Origin of the sequence: Cryobacterium sp. 10C3 (assembly GCF_034314285.1) — a bacterium.
GTDB classification, from domain to species: Bacteria; Actinomycetota; Actinomycetes; order Actinomycetales; family Microbacteriaceae; genus Cryobacterium; species Cryobacterium glucosi.
Window position 1 is genome coordinate 2,879,697 of sequence record NZ_JAVIWF010000002.1, and the last position, 19,957, is coordinate 2,899,653.

Consider the following 19,957-nt stretch of genomic DNA (forward strand, 5'->3'; position numbering starts at 1 on the left):
CTATCTCAGTGAAATCGTAACGCTGCTCTGGATGAGACGATCCTTCACTGGGAGGAGCCACTGTTCGAAAAGACGGCACGATCTCACACGGCGCCCGGGGTGAGGGAGGCGTGAGTTTGGGGTTCGCGGCGTTGCCAGTCCTGGGGCAGGGCGGCTTCGAGGGCGTCGTCGACGGTGATGATGCCGAGGATGTGGCCGCTTTCGTCGAGGACCGGGAGGGTGAGGAGGTTGAAGTCAGCCATGCGGGTGGTGACGTCGATGATGTCATCTTGTGGTGCGGCGTGAACGGGATCAGGGTCAGCGACTTCGCGAAGGGGACGGTGCGGGTCTGTTTGGAGGGCGCGGATGATACTGATCGCACCACGGAGTGTTCCGTCGTCGGCGGTGCTGTAAATGGTGGTGAGGGCTTCCGGTTGTTGAGTTGTCGAGGTGCGAATGAGATCAAGGGCGTCCTGGATGGTCGCGTGCTCCGCCAGAGCGAGGTATTCCACACCCATGAGGCCCCCTGCCGTTGCGGTGTGGTAGCCCAGCAGGGCCAGAACTTTGGTGTGTTGGGGTTCAGGGAGCAGAGCGAGGACTTCCCGGCGTCGCGCCTGAGGAAGGTCAGTGATGGCGTCGGCCGCGTCATCTGCCCGCATCCGGGTCAGGACAGAAGCGACGTCAGCAGTACTTCGGGATTTGAGGAGATGGGTGAGGCTGTCTTCGTCGAGTTCTTCAAAGACGTCTGCTTCGAATTCCGGGTCGTTGTGGACTTGAGTGAGGAGTTCGCTTTGCTCTTTAGCGTCTGCCGTTTCGATGAGGTCTGCAATTTGGGCTGCTTTGAGACGGCGTAATTTCCCAAACGGGGCGCGAACGAGGACCGACGGTTCGTGGCCGATGAGGGCTTCAAAGGATTTCCAGTCCCGTGCCGGGTCGGTGGCGATGTTCTTCCGGGTGGACCACCAGTGGGTTTGGTGCACGTTCAATCCTGTGACAGCCCACGTGGCGGTGTCGGAGCTGAGATAAATGTCGTGAGCACGGACGAGGGAGGCCATGTGCACGTCGATGAGGCGGTGGCCCAGGACGTCAGCGTTGAGTAGGACCTCGCCCGGGCGGCGCTGGAATGCCCGCACGTTCAAGCGGGCTGTGGTGAGCTCGACTCGATTGGGTTCCAAGGCTCTGACGTCGGCGATCGGGACGTAGATGGTTTCGGAACCCACTTTGACCACGAGCGCGGTCACGAGGGGGTAGTCATCTCCCCTGAGGCGAACAATGACGTCAGCGAGTTTGGCAAGTTGTTTTCCTTGGCTGTCGACCACGGCATGGCGCAGGAGTTGGGAAAGACGGAGAGCGGATTTAGTTGTTGTTGGAACGGGAGAGTTAGACACAGTGGCTTCTTTCACGAACAAGGCTAGGTAGAGGTGGCACGTTGTCGGGGTGGTATTGAGAATATGGTGCTCGCGGCTAGTGGCCCAGTGCGAGCTGGATGACGCGGACCACGACGAGGACCATAGCGAGGATCAGGTAGGCGCGCAGCACGCCCAATCCGATGGTCCGACCGGTGGAGAGCTCCGGGCGGGCGAGGAGGGTGAGGGGTGGCATCCGCCAACGGAGACGTTGACTGTGTTCCATCGGGAGCACCGCATCACCGGCCGGGCGTCGCCGGCGAAGGACCAGGGCGGTCGCTCCGACAAGAATTCCCAAGACGCTGCCCCCGCCGAGGATGGACAAGATTGTCTCTCCCGTGATGTCTGGGAAGAGAACGCTGGCTGTGAGGATGATGGAAAGCATGACCAGCACGGCGACGACAACAGACGTGAACAGGTTCAACCATTTGCCGTTGACCCAGGGGCCCAGCACGTCTTTGTCGTTGCAGAGCAATAAGAGGAAGACCGTGGCTGAAGGTAGCAGCACCCCGGCGAGAGTCTGTACTCCCACGGTCAAGAGTCCCAGCGGCGCACCGGGAATCAGAACAATCGTGGCTGCCAGGGCGAGGAGGGCAGCGAATACGGCGTAGAAGCCCTTCGCTTCCCACGGTTTGCGGTGCAGGGAGTGCTTCAACCCCAACACGTCGCCCAACGCGTATGAAGTAGACAAACCTACTGCGGCCGCACCAATAATGGACGCGTCGATCAACGCGATCGCGAACATCACTCCCACGCCACGTCCGACAAACTTGCCGAGGCCTTCTGCGACCCCGAGTGCGTCAGTGAAATTGCCGAATTCGGGCCGGCCCGTGAAGGTGGCGGACGTGAAGCCGATGATCGCGGCCGCACCGACGATGACCATCAAGATCCCGATCCACAAGTCGACCTTTTCGTAATTCATGAACCGGGGCGTGATGCGCTTGTCAATGACATAGGACTGTTGGAAGAACAACTGCCACGGGGCGACGGTCGTGCCGACGATCCCGATGATGAGCAGCATCACCGTGGAAAGTTGGGACCCGGGTGGCATCCCGGGGAGCACAAAATTGGTCGCCATCTCACCCAGATTCGGACCCGACAGAAAGAAAATGGGGACCAACAAGAGGGACCCGGCAACAAGAACCATGCTGACGCGTTCGAACCGTTTAAAAGACCCGGTGCTGACGGCGCCGAGCACGAGCACGGCTGCAACAATTACGCCGGGAATCTGGGGGATGCCCAGATACTGCAAGCCCAAACTGATACCGATGAATTCGGTCACGATGGTGAGCGCGTTCAGGATGAACAGGTCAATGACGCTGAAGGCTCCCCAGAACTTTCCAAAACGTTCCAAGATGAGCCGGGCATGGCCCACCCCCGTGACCACCCCCAACCGCAACACCATTTCCTGGTTCACGTAGAGGACAGGTACCAGCAGCAGCAACGTCCACAGCAATGTGGTCCCATAATTTTGGCCAGCTTGCGTGTAGGTCCCAAACGCGCCAGCGTCGTTGTCGCCGACCATCACAATCAGTCCAGGACCCAGAATGGCCAAAAGGGTACGCAGTTTTGCCCGCACGCCCCGCCGCGGCGCATCATCGCCGAGTCGAATCGTGCCCATGGCCCCTTCAATATCGCCCACGTGCGCGGAATCCAGGACCGCTGACACGGGCCCGGTCGGAGGAACGAGGTTTGACGTTGTATCCATGGTGAACTTTCTGCAGGAAATGAAAAGACAGGATCCGGGAGCCGATCAAACGCGGCCCCACGAGGGCCGGCGATGTCGGGAACACCGCGGAAACCACAGGGCCGGGCGAGAAAATATGACCTGGCCGGGCTGCGATCACCGCGGGGCACGCCACCAGAAAGGCGTGTGCAGGCAGACTGCTACCTGGTGCGCGTGGTCGGCAGGAGGTAGGGTCTATGGCTCTCGCTCATTGACGTGCTCCCTCCGCTTTGCTCAGCGCACACGAAGAGTCCGACCAGACCGGCCGAGGTAACCTCTCCTCGTAAGACCTTTGGCACTTTGCGGCGTTAACCCGGAAACCGGGAGCCAATCGGGGCAATCCCTTGTTCCGGGAAAACCTGTCCTGACCCGGGGCGTCTCTGGACGTTGGGGGTCGCTGGCTTATATCCACAAAGGAGCCTCAGCTAACGAACGGCGCCCTGCAAAGATGACTGTACGCGGAGACCCCAACAGAAGCAATCGCGGCTGTCAATGTTCCACAAGCGTTCACCTTGCCGCGACGTTAAACGGCCGCCGTCTGGGCGGCGCGGCAACATGGATAGCTTTACCTTGCTAGCGCGCCGCGTTCTAAAGTGCTCAACTCGACTAGATCCCCCGGTCCAACCCTTCATCGGACCCGGAAAGACCAGAACGCCAAGGGCGAGGACCTAAGTCGAGACCAAGACTTGAGGAAGCAGAGGACAGGGATGCACTCATTCGGATCACTCATCCTGCTGCCACTGAACGCGAACCAGGTCGCAGCCGGTTCCCGGTCTGATCCCGGGCCTGACCTTCCTCTCGGCACGATGACGGACCCGACGTTCACCGCCCAGGCGCGTCTGGCCGCTCACCGACTAAATCTCTTCCGGATCGCACCAGACATGGTCCTCACGCCCTGCGAACCGGGCTGGATGCCGCTCACTCAAGGGGTACTGACGGAACTGCGTCACCTACCGCGCGTTGTCCGCTCCGACCGTCGACTGGACGTTGAAGAGGCCTGGGATCGTCACCAAAGCGCACGGCGCCAAGACCCCTCACTCCGGCCCGGCTGGTTGTCGCGGACCGAGTCGTCCCCCGAAGCTGGCGACACCGGTGACGCGACTTCGACCTCGTTCAGCCCGCCGAGCAGACTCGAACTATCAGCAAACATGGACACCAAGAACGTCGTATCCACTTCGAGGCGGTCGTTCGTCACAGATCTGCTCATGCCGCTGCTGTCCGACCGGCAAACCATACTTCTCATGGCAGATCCGCACGTTATTGCTCAACTACGGATCGTTCTCAACGACAGCAATGCTCGGCAGACCCGTGACGCTGAACTCCCGACCGGGCAACTCCTCCGATACGACTTCGACCGCAACCTGCACCCCCTCAACCCCTTGGGAAGCTCCCTCTAACCGGCGATCTCCAGTTCTCCACGCTGGTAGCCGCCACTCCAGCACGACGCTGCCAAGCGTGCCAGCGATGCCAACACCGAGCAAACTGGCAGCTGAGGCGCTGTCGACCGGCGTCTTCGCCGATATCCAAGTGGTGCTTTCCCACGAGTGGTGATGAATGCACAGAAGTCGCTGCTCTGGGTTGCATTCGAGGGCCCTAGAACCCGAGGACCCGAGGACCCGAGGATGAAAGCGTCGAGTTGCGGATATCGACGCCGGGACAAGGCCAACAGGGATGCGGGCGGTATCCGTGGTCCGGGGACTTTCTGCCCAAGAAGCAATCCCTCTCCCCTGCTCCAGCCAGAAAATAGGCTTTCGCGTTAGACAGGTACCGTATCCGCGTGTCTCAAAGCGCTATTTTCGTTGTGACCCAGCGTGGATTTCCGGGATGGGTCGAGCGCCCTAGTTTCCTTTGCTGCAGGTTTGTTGAGCTGCTGTTTGTCCCGTCACGGTCGCCGGGAGGACGGCGCCCCCGGGGCCGGGCGTGGCCGCCTGCACAGGGGTGGGTGTGGTGGCCGGTACAGTCTTGCCCGGCACAGGAGTCGAGAGGGAAGTGGGCGTGGGATTCGGGGCCGCGGGCGCAGATTTGTCCAGAACGGCTGCCCGACCGGGGGCACCGCTGAGCTGAATGGGCTGGTCAGCGGCGAGAGCTGCGTTCACGACAGCAGCACCCTCCTTCTGCGGGATGACACGGTTCACATCCTGAGGGTCGGCCACAGCGGGGTACTGAAGGAAGACCATGTTCGCCAACCCGGTATCTTTGAGCGCGAGCGCAATTTGGACCTGAGTCGTGGGATTGGTCAAGGTATCAGAGAGGACCATGTTGTCTGTCGCCGCCTTGGCCAGGGAGTACAGCATGACAGGGTTACCGAGGACGCCGCCCGTTTCGACTTTCCGGGCCAACGCAGCCATGAACACTTGCTGGTTGCTGATGCGGCCCAGGTCGCTGCCGTCACCGACACCGTGTCTGCTCCGCAGGAACGACAAGGCCATGTCACCGACGATGCTCTGCTGTCCGGCCGCCAAATGCAAGGGCGGATTCGTGTAGAGGTCATCGATCGGGGAGGCCACACACACGGTGACGCCGCCGATGGCGTTGGACATCGCTGAGACCCCGTCGAAACTGATCTGGGCGGCGAAGGGAATCTGAACGCCGGTAAGTTTTTCGATCGTGAGCACCACGCAGGAAAGCCCTCCGCGGGCGAGCGTCGCGTTCAACATCACCCGACTGGACGCCGACGCCGTCGACCCATCAGATTGCGGACACGCAGGAACAGGGATCATGAGATCCCTAGGGAAACTGATCACACTCACGTTCTGATGGTTTTTCGAAATGTGTAATAACAGGGTGACATCGTTATTGCCCGCACCGGAACTTCCCGCCAAACCTGCGCCCGTCGCAAAAGCCCCACCCTGCCCGGACCGGGTATCCGTTCCCGTCAGGAGTAGATCGACCCCGCCGGAAATGGCTGCGACGTCTGCCGCAGGCGCAGCAGTGCTCCCGGGTGTGTCCGCAAGGTGGGCGAGATGCACGCCCGGTTTCACGCTGCTGGCAACATCCCACGTGGCAACAGCTGCAATAGTCCCCCCACTGACCAGGAGAACGCTCACGGAGAACACGAGCGCGACCCTCACGGTTTGCCATGGGCCACGCCGCTGCAACCGTCCGTGCCGAATAGGGGCACCCAAGGAATGCGCTCGCGTCCGAAGCGGTTGCGGCGGCTTTTCCGTCACGTTGACCCCGGCTTTCTCCTGCGGTCCGAAAGCGGCTACCCCGTCAAAAACAACACGCTTGCTCCGCACCTTATACAACGCGAGTAGGCAACTGCTGGGAACCCACCGAGCGGTTCGTGGCTCTGTCAGCAGCCGGAGCATGGGGAATCGAGAGTGTAGCTGGGACCAGGCTGCGTTCTGGCGCGGTGCGGGAGTGTCCTTCGGGCCTTTCCCGGGTCGAGGGCCTTATATAGGGACGTGCTTCATTGTTGCCTCCTCGACTGCCTGCTGTCCTATCGGAAGCACCGTCATGTCCACCGACCGTCCCGCTGACCGTCCGGAGCGCCCCAACACTTCGCGGGCAACGCATGCATTGACTAACCTCTGTCCACGCCCGACCTCGCGAACTGCTGTGAGGAGGCACACCGAACTTCTACACTCGACAAGACCTATTACGCTGAGGGAAACCCGATGTCAACAATGTGGACGGCCGTGACTCTCCGGACGGACGATGTTTTGGGCCAAACTTTTGTTGTCGTGGTCAAACGTGACCAGCACGGCCACGTTCCAACGGTCCTCGTCAACCCAATCGACACCGCCGGCCGCAGGCTGCCGGGTGTTTGGCTGAGCGAGGCTTCTCACCACACTGTCTACCGGCGCCTGCCAGAGAATCCCTCACTCTAGGAGTGCGGTTCAGTTCTCGTTCAGTGCTTCCCCTCCGCGATCCCCCTCATGGTCGACGCCGCCACCACGCCTGTCGTGACCGGGTCTCCTTCATGGCTGCATTTGGCATCGCGGCGCCCAACCGAACATACGGGGAATCTGCTGTGCGGATGACCGCCGCGGGGTGTCAGTGCGTGAATCCGGGTTGCTGCCCTTCGACCGGCATCGGCCCCTCGAGCCTGTCGAGGTAGGCCGTCTCCTGCTCGATGACCGTGAGCAGGCGTGCGGCCAGGTCCATGCTGAGCCCGTTGCGCACAACGATGCGTTGCACCGTCATCTCGGACAGGTCGTCGGGCATCCGGTAGGCGGGAACGAGCCAACCATGGGAACGCAGCCGGTCCGAGAGGTGGAACAGGTTCCAATTCCGGGTGTGGCCGGGGGTGAGCCGCCACGCGAACACCGGGATATCGGAACCGTCATTCCACAGGGTGAAGGCGCCGATCTTCTCGATGCCGCGCGCAAGGAATCGTGCCACGTCCTGGGACACCTGCTGCACGGCACGGTATCCCTCGAACCCGAGCCGGAGGAAGAGGTAATACTGCAGGAGCACCTGCGCGCCGGGACGGGAGAAATTGAGGGCGAACGTGGGCATGCTCCCGCCGAGGTAGCTGACATGGAAGACCAGGTCCTCCGGCAGCAGGTCCTTCGAACGCCAGACGATCCAGCCCAGGCCGGGGTATACGAGACCGTACTTGTGCGCGGACGTGTTGATCGAATGCACCCGTTCCAACCGGAAGTCCCAGGCCAGTTCCGGCTGCAGGAAGGGCGCGATCATGCCCCCGGATGCCGCGTCGACATGGATCGGAATGTCCAGTCCGGTGCGTTCCTGGACCTCGTCGAGGGCTGCGGCGATCGCCGCGACCGGCTCGTAGACCCCGGTGTAAGTCACGCCCATGATCGCGACGACGCCGATCGTGTTCTCATCGACATAGCTTTCGAGGTTGTGGCCGTCGAGGCTCGGATGCTCCTCGCTGATGGGCACGAAGCGCGCCTCGACGTCCCAGTAGTTGCAGAACTTCTCCCAGCACACCTGCACCGCGGAACTCATCACGAGGTTCGGCTGCCCGGTCGGCTTCCCGGCCGCCCGCCTGGCCTGCTGCCAGCGTCGTTTCAGGGCCAGTCCGCCGAGCATGCACGCCTCCGAGGATCCGATCGTCGACGTGCCGATCGTGTCCATCGGCTCAGGCGCATGCCAGAGGCCCGCGATCATCCGCCAGCAATACTCCTCGATCGCCGCGGTCTGGGGGTATTCGTCCTTGTCGACGACGTTCTTGTCAAAGGCCTCCGTGTAGAGCCGGCCGGCGTGATCATCCATCCAGGTGCCCACGAAGGTCGCGAGGTTCAGCCGGGCATTGCCATCGAGCATGATCTCGTCGTGGATGATCTGGTACGCCGTCTCCGGCTCCATCGGGTCCGCGCAGAGGACATAGCGTGGGACAACGCTGTCCTCTCCCGGGCGGGCGAAGAGCGGGTTGATCTTTAAGAACTCCGGCTTGAACTCTGAGTTGGCCTGCATGGGGTCCATGCTGCCGTATCGGGCCGGGAATCGACCACGAACCGCCGTTGCCCGCAGCCCGGTCGGGGTGGCGTATGCAGTCGATCTGCTCTGCCGCAACGACGGGATGGTGTTGGAGATCATGTCGAAAAATGTACGTGTTGCTCGAGCTCGCGGGACGAAACACCGAAGACGAATCCGCGATGACCACCTACCGTGCCCTAACCCGCCACCGCGTCTCGACCCGCATCGCCGCCCTGCTCGTGGTGTTACCGCCTTCGATGACGACCAGGGCTTCACGCACCCCAGCCGCCGGGCCTTCCATCTATTTCCGGAGGTTCACAGAGAGGGGCGGTCCGTGGGAACTTTGGAGTGGGCGCCGGCCAGGTCGACTTGGTGCTCACCGATGGTTGCCGACACGTCGCACGATACCCGTTGCGGCACAGAACGCTCTCCACGCACCCTAGGATTCAGGAGTTAGTTGACGCGGCGCCTTCAAGACCGCTTCGCACGCTAACCGTTAACCGGATCGACAGCGGTCCCAGCTGCCGTGAGCCTGTCTTGGACGTAGAAAGATTCGTGAAGTTGGAAAAATTGAGCGCACGCGGTCCGGCTTTGGTTGTGGGTCCCATGATTGCGGCGATGGGTGTCGTCTTCGGCGATATTGGCACCAGCCCGCTTTACGCGGCGACGACGACGTTTGACGCCGGCAGCTTCGATGCCAGCGGACCGTCGGCCGAATATGTGTATGGGTCGACGGCGACCATCGTCTATGCGCTCACTTTGGTTGTCACGATCCTCTACGTGCGTTTCCTAATCCGGGCTGACAACCGAGGCGAAGGTGGGCTTCTCGCACTATTCGGGCTTCTCCGCCGGAGCGGTCTGAAAGCTCGAACCCTCACGACCTTCACTATTGTTGCCATGCTGGGTGCCGCAATGTTTCTAGGCGATAGCGTGATCACTCCCGCGATCTCGGTCCTGTCCGCAGTAGAAGGTCTAGAAGTGATCCAGCCGACCCTGTCCGCCCTTGTGGTGCCGATCGCAGTCGTGATCTTGCTGGGTGTTTTTGCGATACAAAGATTTGGCACCCGAACAATCGGACGGCTCTTCGGCCCGATAATGTTGCTCTGGTTTCTTGTCCTCGCAGTGACGGGTGGCGCATCGATCCTGGAGGACCCCGCGGTCCTTCAAGCGCTCTCGCCGCACTGGGTTGTACTTTTCTTCATCGACCAGCCCGGGACAGCATTCTTCGCCCTCGGAGCGATCGTTCTGGCCGTTACGGGAGCCGAAGCCCTCTACGCCGACCTCGGCCATTTCGGCCGACAAGCGATCACGCGCGCATGGATGTGGGTCGTCTTTCCCGCCCTGGTCCTCAACTATCTTGGGCAGGCGTCCTTGGCTCTGCGCCACCCGCAGGAGGCGACCGCATCTTTCTTCGGCCTCGTGCCCGCGTGGGGTCAACTCCCCATGGTCATCCTCGCCACGGCCGCCACGATCATCGCTTCCCAGTCTGTGATCTCAGGGACATACTCCGTCATCCATCAAGCGTGGCGTCTGGGGCTCTTCCCTCCACTTCGAGTAGTTCACACATCGGAAAAGAACGAGGGCCAGATCTACGTTCCAGCCATCAACGTCCTACTTGCACTTGCTGTGCTCGCCGTGACAATTGGCTTCCGAGGATCCGCCGCGTTGGCCTCCGCATACGGCATCGCCGTCACCACTACCATCTCCATCACCAGCATCGTCTACCTGGCCTGGAGTTGGGCACACTCCAGACGCCTCACGCCAAGAATTATCGCCGCAGGCGCAATCCTCCTGGTTACTATCGCGTTCCTCGTTGCGAACCTACCCAAAGCGACCTCGGGAGGGTGGCTCCCACTGGCAATTGGCGCAATCATATTCACAGTGATGGGCTCATGGTGGATAGGACAGCAACGCATCCGCGCCGCACGACGCATCGGCGAGCTCCCCATCAGCGACCTGGAGTCCTTTCTCACACGCGCCAAAGGGGACCTGTTCCGGGTTCCCGGAGACGCAGTGTTCATTACCCGGAATCCAAATATTGTGCCCGTTGCCCTGCGCACAATGGTCACTCAAAATCATGCCCTCCAAAAACGCTCCATCCTCTTGAGCTGGTCAACGATCGACGTCCCCTCCACCGTCGGGATGAAACAACGAATCAACGTCGAAACGTTCCCCTCCGGAATCGTTCGCGTCGTCGCGAAAATCGGATTCCTTGAGCAACCCCGGATGACAGAACTGCTGACCGAAGCTCACACCGTTGACAAGACAGCGCTAGTAAATTTCGCTTCCTCACGCGCAACATTCTTCATTTCCACCCCAGTACCCCGCTACAACCGGCGGAGCAAAATGTTTCGCTGGGCCCAAGTCCTCTTCCTAGCCCTCGACAGGCTCGCACCCGACCCCGTCGACGTCATCGAGCTTCCCCGAGACAGAACCATCGTCCTCGCCCGCGAAGCACTCCTCTAAACCTCGGACCAACTCAAAGAAACGGTTGACGATCCCACAACCCCAGGCCGCTAACACTTGCTGAAGTTCACGGCCACATCGTTGGGTCAGAGGACGGGAAAAGCGCGATCGCCAAGGAAGACCATCAACGGTGACCCTTTGGCCGAAGAAGAACGAAAAGGGTTGAGGGAGGCTCGCACGCATCTGGGCTCGGAAGGCCGCCAGGCAACGGCTGTCTAGTTCTGAGTTTTCGAGACGGAGCTCGCGCGCGAATCAAGCCCCGGGACGGGGCCCTGACCGGGATGGAGCAGAACACGAAACCGGGACCCGAGCGCCTTTCTGGCAACACTGGGGATGCTTCGTTCCTTCTCCAGACGTTTTGTCTCGAGCGAGTACGTGGTGCGCTGAAGCAGATGGTTAGTGGGCGAGTCCGGAAACGAGGTTGATCGTTGTCGCTAGGACAACGACTCCCAAGACGTAAGAAAGCAACGAATGGCGCAGCGCGGTGATGCGGATATCGTGATTTTGCAGATTGGTGTCCGAAACTTGGAACGTGGCCCCGATCGTCACGGCCAGGTAAGCGAAGTCGGAGTACCGGGGCGGCTCGCGTTGATTGAAGTCAATGCCCCCGGTTTCGTTGCTGTAGTACAGGTGCGCGTATCGCAAGGTGAACACGGTGGTGACCATCAGCCAAGAAGCCGCGATCGTTGACAACGCCAAGGCGACGAGTCCGGCTTTGGCCAGTCCTTCCACGGTGCCAGCCTCAATGAGGATAAGCGCAATGGCCCAGAAACTGGCGATACTTGCGCACAGAATGAGTACCTCGGCGGCGAACCGGGATGGATCTTCTCGAGTGGCATATCGTGCGGTCTCAGAATGATCCAGTCGACCTACCGCTATCCACGTCCACGACAGGAAGACGACCGCCGCCCCAACCCAACCGATAGCCGGCGCGAATGCCCATTTCACAATCAGACCAGAGGCGACGCCAACGAGCACGCCAACGATGAGAGCCACGCTCGCCCTCGTGCCAGCATGAAAAATTGTTGATCGAAAGTCCTGCACCTGCTCCATCCCCAGATCCTCGCACAAAGCGCACGATTTAGAACCAACCGCCGGTATGTTGTGGATGTCCCCTACTGGAATTCTGTCGCTAGCCTCGCCAATGCGTAGGTCACGGGTTCGCCCACGCCTCCCCAAAGACCAGGATGAAGAACTCTCGTAGAGCATTGGACATGCTGCCGCTCATATCCGCTGAAGCGGGGCGCGCAGAAATCATGAGGGAGCCAACGGTGGGATACTTCACACCTCCAACATGAAATGGGAGCACCGACATAATGAGCGCAGACTTCGACTACACCCAACACCCGAGAGCCGCCGAACGTGCCGCCCAAGGGCCGCCGACCGTGCGCTCAGTTCTCTCGAAGTTGCGCGCTGATTCCGGCCGGGTGAACGGCATCAATCAAAAAATCGGCTTGGGCATCACGAAGAGCGTCGGAACAATTAATACGCTCTAAGTACCCGCCCAGCCGCCGCGAAACGCGAGCTATCGTCATGGCTCCCCAACCAATCCGAGCGCGCGGGCCTCTGCATATTCCTCCGCCGCGAGACAATGACATCAGCGTCGTCCGATCTCACGTCCCCTGAACTGACTTCGGGGGTGGTGCCGGTCAATTCAGCCGAAGTACGGGCGCCGGCGTGATTCGCAAGCCGCTCGTCACGCCAGAGGACACTCAGCGCGTACTGTTCACCGTTCTCGCCCGGTGGAGCACTTCCGCCATCTCGGAAATCGGCGTGCAGCTGTCCTTCGCGGCAGAATCTGCGTTCTTCGCCGAGGCCCTTGCCTGCATACTCGTGGCTCTGCCACTGAATCGCCGTCTTCGCGAAAGCGTCAGCCGGGACCTCGGGCGATTGAGAAAGGTGGGCAAGGTAGTGCTGCGCGGCAAGCACCTAGAGCTCGATCACGACGAGCCGGTCGCTGCGGCCAAAGACGCGGTGCTGATTTCGATGGTCTTTCCCTTCCAACTCGCTTACATCACGCTGCTCTATGCCGGCCTAAGAATCCAGCAGGCACAGTCCCTCGTGTCGGGAACCCGATCGGAGTTTTCGATCGGGCGCGAAGAAACGGCGGCCAGACGAGGGTTTCGTTTCGGATGGGATCTGCGCCTGTGACCATTCCGGCGTGAGGTGCCACTGTTTTATGCCCGCGTGCGCATCAACGTATCCGCCCGCTCGTCGACGAGGATGTGCAGGCCGGTTTCTGCTACCAAAGCCATTGGGTCCAAACTTCAGCTGTCGCTTCGACTGGTTAGTTTCCGATGAGGGTGTACCAGATGCCGTATGCGCCGGCGACGCACATGATTGCGGTGGCGGTCCAGCCCATGGTTGCGGCGAGCTTACCGTTTCGGTATTTACCCATGATGGTTCTGTCGCGGGAGATGAGCATCATCACGATCAGGAACGGGCCGGCGGCGATGCCGTTCACGATCGCGGAGAGCACGAGAAGTCCGATCGGGTCGGTGGAGACGATAGCGAGGATGGTGCCGGCGATGATACCAACGCCGAGGAGGGCGTAGAACAGGGGTGCTCTCCGGGGGGACCGGTCAAGACCCCAGTTCTTGTTCAAAAGCCCTGCCATCCCCGCAGCGCCGGATGCGGCGAGCACGGGCACTGCGAGTACCCCAGAGCCGATGAAACCCAGAGCGAAGAGGATACCGGCGTAGTTGCCGGCAATTGGTTCGAGTGCTTGGGCTGCCTCGGCTGCGCTGGTGACGGGGGTGTTGTGTGCGCCGAGGGTGGCTGCGGAGGAGGCAATGATGGCGAACATGATCAGCACGCTAAAGGCCATCCCGGTGAACACGTCCACTCGTCCATTGCGTAGCCGTCGGGCCGCTTCCGGCCTTGGCCTCTCGTCCAGGGCCGGCGCGTGATCGCCGCCACGTTTTTCGGCGCGGAGTTCCTCGATGCGTTGCGCGGACTGCCAGAAGAACATGTACGGCGAGATGGTGGTACCTAAGACCCCGACGATCAAACCGAAGTACGCCGGGGAGAACTGGATCTGCCCGCCGGTGAGGCCGCGGGCAACGTCGGCCCAATCTACGTTGGAAACGAAGAGGACTCCGACGTAGACCAGAAGAACCATGCACAACCATTTGAAGATCCGGCCGATCATCGCGAAGGACCCCGCCGTCACGGCCACAACAATGGCAATACCGGCGATCGCGGCCCACAGAAACGCGGGTCCCGCGTGCAGCAGGTTCATGCCCTGACCGATCGCATTCAGGTCCGCGGCCAGGTTCAGACAATTCGCAATGATCAGCAAGGCCAAAAGAATCCCGATCGCAACCCGGAATCCGCGGCTGAAGCGTCGACGGATCAGCGCGCCGAGGCTCTGCCCGGTGGCTAGGGCCATCCGGTCACAGATCTCTTGCACAGCCATCATTAACGGAAGCGTTAAAGGGACCGTCCACAACATGCTGTTGCCGTACGTCGCGCCGGCCTGGGAATACGTCGCGATCCCTGATGGGTCGTCATCGGCGGCACCGGTAACTAAACCCGGACCAAGGAGACCGAAAAAACGCGAAACCGGGTTTCTCTTTCCGTTTCCCTGACCGGTCCGTTCCGAGGCAATGTCCGCGCCCGGCAGGACACTTTCAGGCAATTCCTCGACCGTCATAGCGTTCCTCACGTCAGCGATTAAATCCGGGCAGCGCCGAGGTGGCCAAGGCATACCATGGTTACAGTACCTTGTCGGTGAGTCCGGCCACCTTCGTCGGTGTGCATTTCGGAATGCAGGCGCGCTACGGAAAGTGTCGCTGTCCGGTCAGCGTGGGACCGCGGAGGAGATGCAATCGGCTGACGGCCCCGATGATTGCGGCCAAGACAACCGTGGCCAAAGCGATGGCCAAAGCGTGGAGCGCCACGGTGCGTTCGGCGGAGTGAGATGTGGTTTACTCGGCTTATGTCGGATCGGGGCAAACGGGAGCCTCTAGACTCGCACCCTGATGAGCCCCATCAGGGTGGGGGCCTGTCGACCCGGCTGAACTGGTTGCGCGCGGGAGTGCTGGGGGCCAATGACGGCATCGTGTCAGTGGCGGCGATTGTGGTCGGGGTAGCTGGTGCAACCCACGTGGTCGGACCTATTCTGACTGCTGGCGTTGCGGCGCTCATGGGCGGCGCTGTTTCAATGGCTTTAGGCGAATATGTGTCTGTGAGCAGCCAGCGTGACAGTGAACAGGCGTTGATTGCGACGGAGAAACGCGAACTCGCTGAAACGCCGGAGCAAGAACTGGAAGAACTCGCAGGCATGCACCAAGCGCGGGGCTTGTCCCCTGAAACTGCGCGACAAGTGGCGGGAGAGTTGACCGAACATGATGCCTTGGCGGCGCATCTCGCGATTGAGCTAAACATCGACGAAAACGATGTTGCAAGCCCGTGGAACGCTGCATTGGCGTCGGCTGTCGCGTTCATTTGTGGTGGGATCATTCCCCTAGCAGCGATCTTGCTCCCACCTGACGCATGGAGGGTGCCGGTCACATTCCTGGCCGTGCTCCTCGTTCTCGCCATTTCAGGGGCACTTGCAGGTCATCTGGGAGGCAGCTCACGAGGACGGGCCACGTTCAGGATGGTCCTAGGCGGCGCGCTGGCACTGTTGTCCACGTTCGCAATCGGCTTGCTCTTGGGCTCCTCGGGTACCACATAGCCGCCCACCCCTCAAACGTCGCCGCGCTCAGACGTGGCAAGGACCGGGCCGGACCGGACGCACTAAACACCCTCCTGCGGACGACGCGGAACTCTCGCCGCACGACCTCATCCGTGACCGCGGGGAGGACGGGACTCACGACATTTCCGTTGCACATCCCGGCCAGCAAAATTGCGTGGCTCAAAATCGGAGATGCTTTCCACTGTTTTCGGAACGAGCACGGGATACCGGGCTACGATTTTCGTCATGGACGCAAGAGCGGGACGGTTCACGAAGAAAGCCTGGTTCGGGCCCAAGAAATACGTTGGTTGGGGATGGCGGATACTCAGCTGGAAAGGAGCCGTCGCGTCTGCAGCCTTCGTGGCCCTGATTGTGGTCTCCGGGGTTGCTTTCAGAGGCTCTGTGGCAGGGGTGCTCATCGTCGTTGGGTTGATCGGCGCATTCTTGGTCGTCGCTTGGCTAACCGGCACTCCGCCAGGCGCCCCATCATCTGATCAGTCCTCGACGCCCGCGCCACCCACCAACGGCTAAGCCATAGCCCCCTGGTGGGACGGCTCAACGATGAGGCGTTTGCGGCTCTGTCCGCTGGCGGGTGCCTATACCCACATGGAGCCAGGAACCTTCTTCGCCATGTACATAGCGGTGTCGGCGTCATCGAGCAATGCCGCTGGCTCTGTTGTGGCAGAATCCGTCACGGCGAATCCAATGCTCACGTGCACAGGCATAAACCAGCCCTGGACGTCCCATGGCTCGGCGGTAGCGGCCACGACCCGAGCCGCCAACTGTTCGGCATCGCCGACGCCACCGAAGTTCTCGCAAAGGCTCACGAACTCATCCCCACCGAAGCGCGCGACCGTATCGGTGGGGCGCAATACGCTGGCCAGTCTCCTCCCCAGCTCGATAAGGATATCGTCGCCCCCACCGTGCCCGAGAGTGTCGTTGATGATCTTGAAGTCGTCGATGTCGAGGTACATCACGCAGACCATTCCGCCGTTGCGCTCAAGTCTGGCCAGCGCACCTGCGAGGCGGTCCCCGTAAAGGGCACGGTTGGGCAACCCGGTCAGCGCGTCCGTGCGGGCCGAACGGCGCAGTGCGAGGACAGACCCAGCCAGTTTCCCTTGGTGACGAAGAATGTCCAGGACGTCAGCGGAGAACACTCGCGCATGGTGGTCGAAGATGGCCACGCTGCCAAGAACCACGCCGTTATCGATAAGCGGGACGCCCGCGTATGAACCGATGACGCCGCTAAGTACCATCGGGTTCTGCCAGTAGATGGGATGCGCAGCGGCATCGGAGACCATCGTGGCCCGACCCGTGTCAACTACCTCCGCACAAAAGGACAGTGCGTCCGGTACTGAGGTGCATTCTGCCCCGACACCAACTTCCGCCGCGTAAGTTTGCCGGTCGGCACTGACGATGTTCACGACGACCATCGGCGCCGCGCAAGCCAGGCGCAAGGTGGCAACCACCGCGTCCAGATCAGGGTCAGCCAAAGACCCGTGCAGGTCTGCGTCGGCGACAGCCTTGAGCCGGCGAGGATCGCGCACCCCTGTGATCACACCATTGAATCGGTCCGAGTCATCAAGGGGCAATGCCGCTGATACTGTCACGGCGAAATCCTCCGGTTCACCGAGGCTCACCCGGACAGTCTTGGTCGATCTTCACGAACCCCAATTCTACGACTTTGGATGAAACCCGGTGAAATACGACGGATACTCCCGCGAGGCGGTCAATCGGCTGCCAAACTGGCACAAGGAATCTCCAATCTGCCGTTATGGCAACATCGTTTGGGTAAGGCAGCGTGTACTTTTTTCACCTATCAGCGCTGAGCGTCCCGAAATTTCAAAGGAGAGATTTGTGACCGAAGAAAGCCCAACCAAGAACCGTGGTCTGGAAGTCCGTTCCATCGACTACGTGCCCAAAAACGAGCGGCACGGCAAGGTCTGGCACATCGGGCCGCTCTGGTTCATGTGCAACGCACAGATCGCGACCCTCGCGATCGGAGTCGTAAGTTTCGCCGCTGGCGGAAACCTGGTCTGGTCGCTCATCGCGATCACCATCGGGCTGGTCATCGGCACCGTCTTCATGGCGGCACACTCATCGCAGGGCCCGAAGCTCGGTCTGCCGCAAATGATCCAGTCGCGACCGCAGTTCGGCTACGTTGGCGCCCTCCTCGTGTGGCTCTTCGCCTTCCTCCAGTACGCAGGTTTCAACGTGTTCAACACGGTCCTCGCAGGCAACGCGATCAGCGGAGCGCTCCATTCCGACCCGGTCGTCTCTCCATTCTGGTTCTGGGCGGTCACCATCGTCGGCGCCGTCGTCGCCCTCTTCGGCTACGACCTCATCCACAAGATGGAGCGCTACCTCACGTACGTGACGGTCGTCGTCCTGGCACTCCTGACCTTCTCGGCGCTCGTCAATCTGCACCTGCCCACCGGGGCCTTCGATCTCGGCGATTTCAATCCAGTCGCATTCTTCTCCCAGCTGGGCGTCGTCGCCGGGTACCAGATCTCCTGGGCAATCTACGTCTCCGACTACTCGCGCTACCTGCCCGCCGAAACGCCCAGTCGCAGTACCTTCCGCTGGACGTTCTGGGGCAGCGCCATCGGCGGCGCCTGGCTGATCTTCCTCGGCGCGTACCTCGCCGCGGCCGTCACGGACTTCGACGCCGGCGATCCGATCACCGCCATCCAGGGCGTGGCCGATAGCCTCTTTCCCGGCTTCGGCACGATCGCGCTGCTCGTGATCGCTCTTGGCCTGGTCGCGGTCATCGTGCTGAACATGTACGGCGGATCCCTCACCCTCATCTCCTCGATCGACAGCATCCGCAAGGTGAGACCGACCGTAACCGTTCGAATCGTCACCGTCGCGATCACCGCCGGCATCTCCGGCGTCCTTTCGCTCTATGCCTCGAGCAACTTTGCGGTCTTCTTCGCGGACTTCCTCCTGCTCGTCTTGTACTTCTTCATCCCGTGGACGGCGATCAACCTCACCGACTACTTCATCGTGCGGAAGGGCCACTACGCGATCACGGAGATCTTCAAACCCAATGGCATCTACGGCCGTTGGGGCTGGGCGGGCATCACCGCTTACCTGGTCGCGTTTGCGTGCATGACCCCGTTCTTTGACATCTCGGGCTTCTACGTCGGGTTCGTTTCGCAGGCGATGGGCGGCGTCGACGTCGCGCTCTTCGTCGGCCTGCCGATCGGTGCGCTGCTCTACTGGCTGTTCACCAGGAACCTGGACGTCGCGGCCGAACGGCAACTCGCCGACGAGCAGGCCGACGCTCTCGAGCTCGCCTCGCAGGAGCAGGAAGACCTCGCGGGCGCTCTCATCGACTAGGGCCTGACGGGGTGAAACGGCCGGGCCTGTGACCTCCCTGGTCACCGGCCCGGCCCTTTCACGAATGATCACCTCCGGCCGCGATACGGAGCAACACAACGCACGTCGGCCACGAGACAAGGAGTAAGACATGATCCGCATTGCGTGTCGACAGCTGGCACCGGTCATTCCCGACCTGGCCGGCAACGTCGAACGATCCGTGGCCGCCGTGCGCGAATCGGTGGCGGCAGGCGCCCGACTGGTCGTGCTGCCCGAACTGGTCACCACGGGCTACATGTTCTCCTCGCAGGAGGAGGCCCGGTCCGTCGCCGTGACGACGGACCATCCCGTGTTCGCGCAGTGGGCACTAGCGGTGGCCGGCGTCGACGGCGTCGTCGTCGGCGGCTTCGCCGAACTCGGTGCCGACGGCCTCGTCTACAACAGCCTCGCCGTCGTCGACGGCTCCGGCGTCCTGGGGAGCTACCGCAAGACTCACCTGTGGGATCGGGAGAAGCTCGTCTTCACGCCCGGCACGGCCGTCCCCCTGTCGTGGACACCGCGCTCGGCCGGCTTGGCGTCCTCATCTGTTACGACCTGGAGTTCCCCGAGATGACCCGCAGCTTGGCTCTGCGCGGGGCCGAGCTGATCGTCGTGCCCACCAATTGGCCGCGGGAAACCGTACCAGAGGGCGAGCGAGTCCCAGAGGTCACGGTCGCCATGGCTGCCGCATATACCAGCCATGTCGGCGTCGTCTGCTGCGACCGCAGCGGCACCGAGCGCGGCCAGGACTGGAACGAGGCGAGCTCCATCATCAACGAGCACGGCTGGGTCGTCGCCACCGCCGACGCGTCGGGGATCGCGATGGCCGACCTGGATCTGCTCCTGTCCCGGGACAAGACCATCACGCCGTTGTGCGATGCGTTCGGCGACCGGAGGCCGGAGCTGTATAGCGAGGTCGTCGCACCCCGGTAGACCACCGCCCGGTCG

13 protein-coding genes, 1 pseudogene and 1 riboswitch are annotated in these 19,957 nt (G+C 61.5%); of the genes and pseudogenes, 7 read left to right on the top strand and 7 right to left on the bottom strand.

Features of this window, described 5'->3' with window-relative positions:
* Nucleotides 1–83: 83 nt before the first annotated feature.
* Together RGU41_RS14630 and RGU41_RS14635 are read right to left on the bottom strand one after the other, a co-directional pair.
* Nucleotides 84–1,382 carry a magnesium transporter MgtE N-terminal domain-containing protein gene (locus RGU41_RS14630; protein WP_322136699.1) on the bottom strand — a complete coding sequence of 433 codons (1,299 nt, stop codon included), beginning with the start codon at nt 1,380–1,382 and terminating at the stop codon, nt 84–86.
* Nucleotides 1,383–1,443: 61 nt separating this feature from the next.
* Entirely contained in the window at nt 1,444–3,027 is a 1,584-nt protein-coding gene (locus tag RGU41_RS14635; protein WP_322135568.1) for an Nramp family divalent metal transporter, read from the bottom strand.
* A gap of 354 nt (nt 3,028–3,381) precedes the next feature.
* Nucleotides 3,382–3,551: riboswitch (M-box (ykoK) riboswitch) on the bottom strand.
* Nucleotides 3,552–3,818: 267 nt separating this feature from the next.
* Between RGU41_RS14635 and RGU41_RS14640 the strand changes: the two genes are divergently transcribed.
* A complete protein-coding gene (locus RGU41_RS14640) occupies nt 3,819–4,508 on the top strand; it encodes a hypothetical protein (RefSeq protein WP_322135567.1) in 690 nt (229 codons plus the stop codon).
* A 441-nt stretch (nt 4,509–4,949) separates the two neighbouring features.
* On the opposite strand, the gene RGU41_RS14645 is transcribed toward RGU41_RS14640, so the two are convergent.
* Both RGU41_RS14645 and RGU41_RS14650 read right to left on the bottom strand, forming a co-directional pair.
* Nucleotides 4,950–6,422, bottom strand: a complete 1,473-nt coding sequence (locus RGU41_RS14645) for an LCP family protein (RefSeq protein ID WP_322135566.1) — start codon at nt 6,420–6,422, stop codon at nt 4,950–4,952.
* A gap of 688 nt (nt 6,423–7,110) precedes the next feature.
* Entirely contained in the window at nt 7,111–8,508 is a 1,398-nt protein-coding gene (locus tag RGU41_RS14650; RefSeq protein WP_322137292.1) for a glutamate decarboxylase, read from the bottom strand.
* Between the two features lie 549 nt (nt 8,509–9,057).
* Here RGU41_RS14650 and RGU41_RS14655 point away from each other — a divergent pair.
* On the top strand, nt 9,058–10,968 hold the full coding sequence (locus RGU41_RS14655) for a KUP/HAK/KT family potassium transporter (RefSeq protein WP_322135565.1): 1,911 nt from the start codon (nt 9,058–9,060) through the stop codon (nt 10,966–10,968).
* Between the two features lie 396 nt (nt 10,969–11,364).
* Here RGU41_RS14655 and RGU41_RS14660 read toward each other — a convergent pair whose 3' ends face one another.
* Nucleotides 11,365–12,021, bottom strand: a complete 657-nt coding sequence (locus tag RGU41_RS14660) for a DUF1345 domain-containing protein (RefSeq protein WP_322135564.1) — start codon at nt 12,019–12,021, stop codon at nt 11,365–11,367.
* A gap of 263 nt (nt 12,022–12,284) precedes the next feature.
* Here RGU41_RS14660 and RGU41_RS14665 point away from each other — a divergent pair, with 263 nt between their 5' ends.
* Together RGU41_RS14665 and RGU41_RS14670 are read left to right on the top strand one after the other, a co-directional pair.
* Nucleotides 12,285–12,464 carry a hypothetical protein gene (locus RGU41_RS14665; protein ID WP_322136700.1) on the top strand — a complete coding sequence of 60 codons (180 nt, stop codon included), beginning with the start codon at nt 12,285–12,287 and terminating at the stop codon, nt 12,462–12,464.
* A gap of 181 nt (nt 12,465–12,645) precedes the next feature.
* On the top strand, nt 12,646–13,119 hold the full coding sequence (locus tag RGU41_RS14670) for a hypothetical protein (RefSeq protein ID WP_322136701.1): 474 nt from the start codon (nt 12,646–12,648) through the stop codon (nt 13,117–13,119).
* A gap of 136 nt (nt 13,120–13,255) precedes the next feature.
* Here RGU41_RS14670 and RGU41_RS14675 read toward each other — a convergent pair whose 3' ends face one another.
* Nucleotides 13,256–14,623, bottom strand: a complete 1,368-nt coding sequence (locus tag RGU41_RS14675; RefSeq protein ID WP_322136702.1) for an Nramp family divalent metal transporter — start codon at nt 14,621–14,623, stop codon at nt 13,256–13,258.
* A 285-nt stretch (nt 14,624–14,908) separates the two neighbouring features.
* Here RGU41_RS14675 and RGU41_RS14680 point away from each other — a divergent pair, with 285 nt between their 5' ends.
* Complete coding sequence (locus RGU41_RS14680; protein WP_322136703.1) at nt 14,909–15,649, top strand: VIT family protein; 741 nt, start codon at nt 14,909–14,911, stop codon at nt 15,647–15,649.
* 596 nt (nt 15,650–16,245) lie between these two features.
* Here RGU41_RS14680 and RGU41_RS14685 read toward each other — a convergent pair.
* On the bottom strand, nt 16,246–17,289 hold the full coding sequence (locus tag RGU41_RS14685; protein ID WP_322136704.1) for a sensor domain-containing diguanylate cyclase: 1,044 nt from the start codon (nt 17,287–17,289) through the stop codon (nt 16,246–16,248).
* Between the two features lie 217 nt (nt 17,290–17,506).
* Between RGU41_RS14685 and RGU41_RS14690 the strand changes: the two genes are divergently transcribed.
* Nucleotides 17,507–18,991, top strand: coding sequence for a cytosine permease (locus tag RGU41_RS14690; protein ID WP_322136705.1), 1,485 nt, complete (start codon nt 17,507–17,509; stop codon nt 18,989–18,991).
* 130 nt (nt 18,992–19,121) lie between these two features.
* Nucleotides 19,122–19,942, top strand: a pseudogene (locus tag RGU41_RS14695) (nitrilase-related carbon-nitrogen hydrolase).
* The last annotated feature ends 15 nt before the right edge of the window (nt 19,943–19,957 follow it).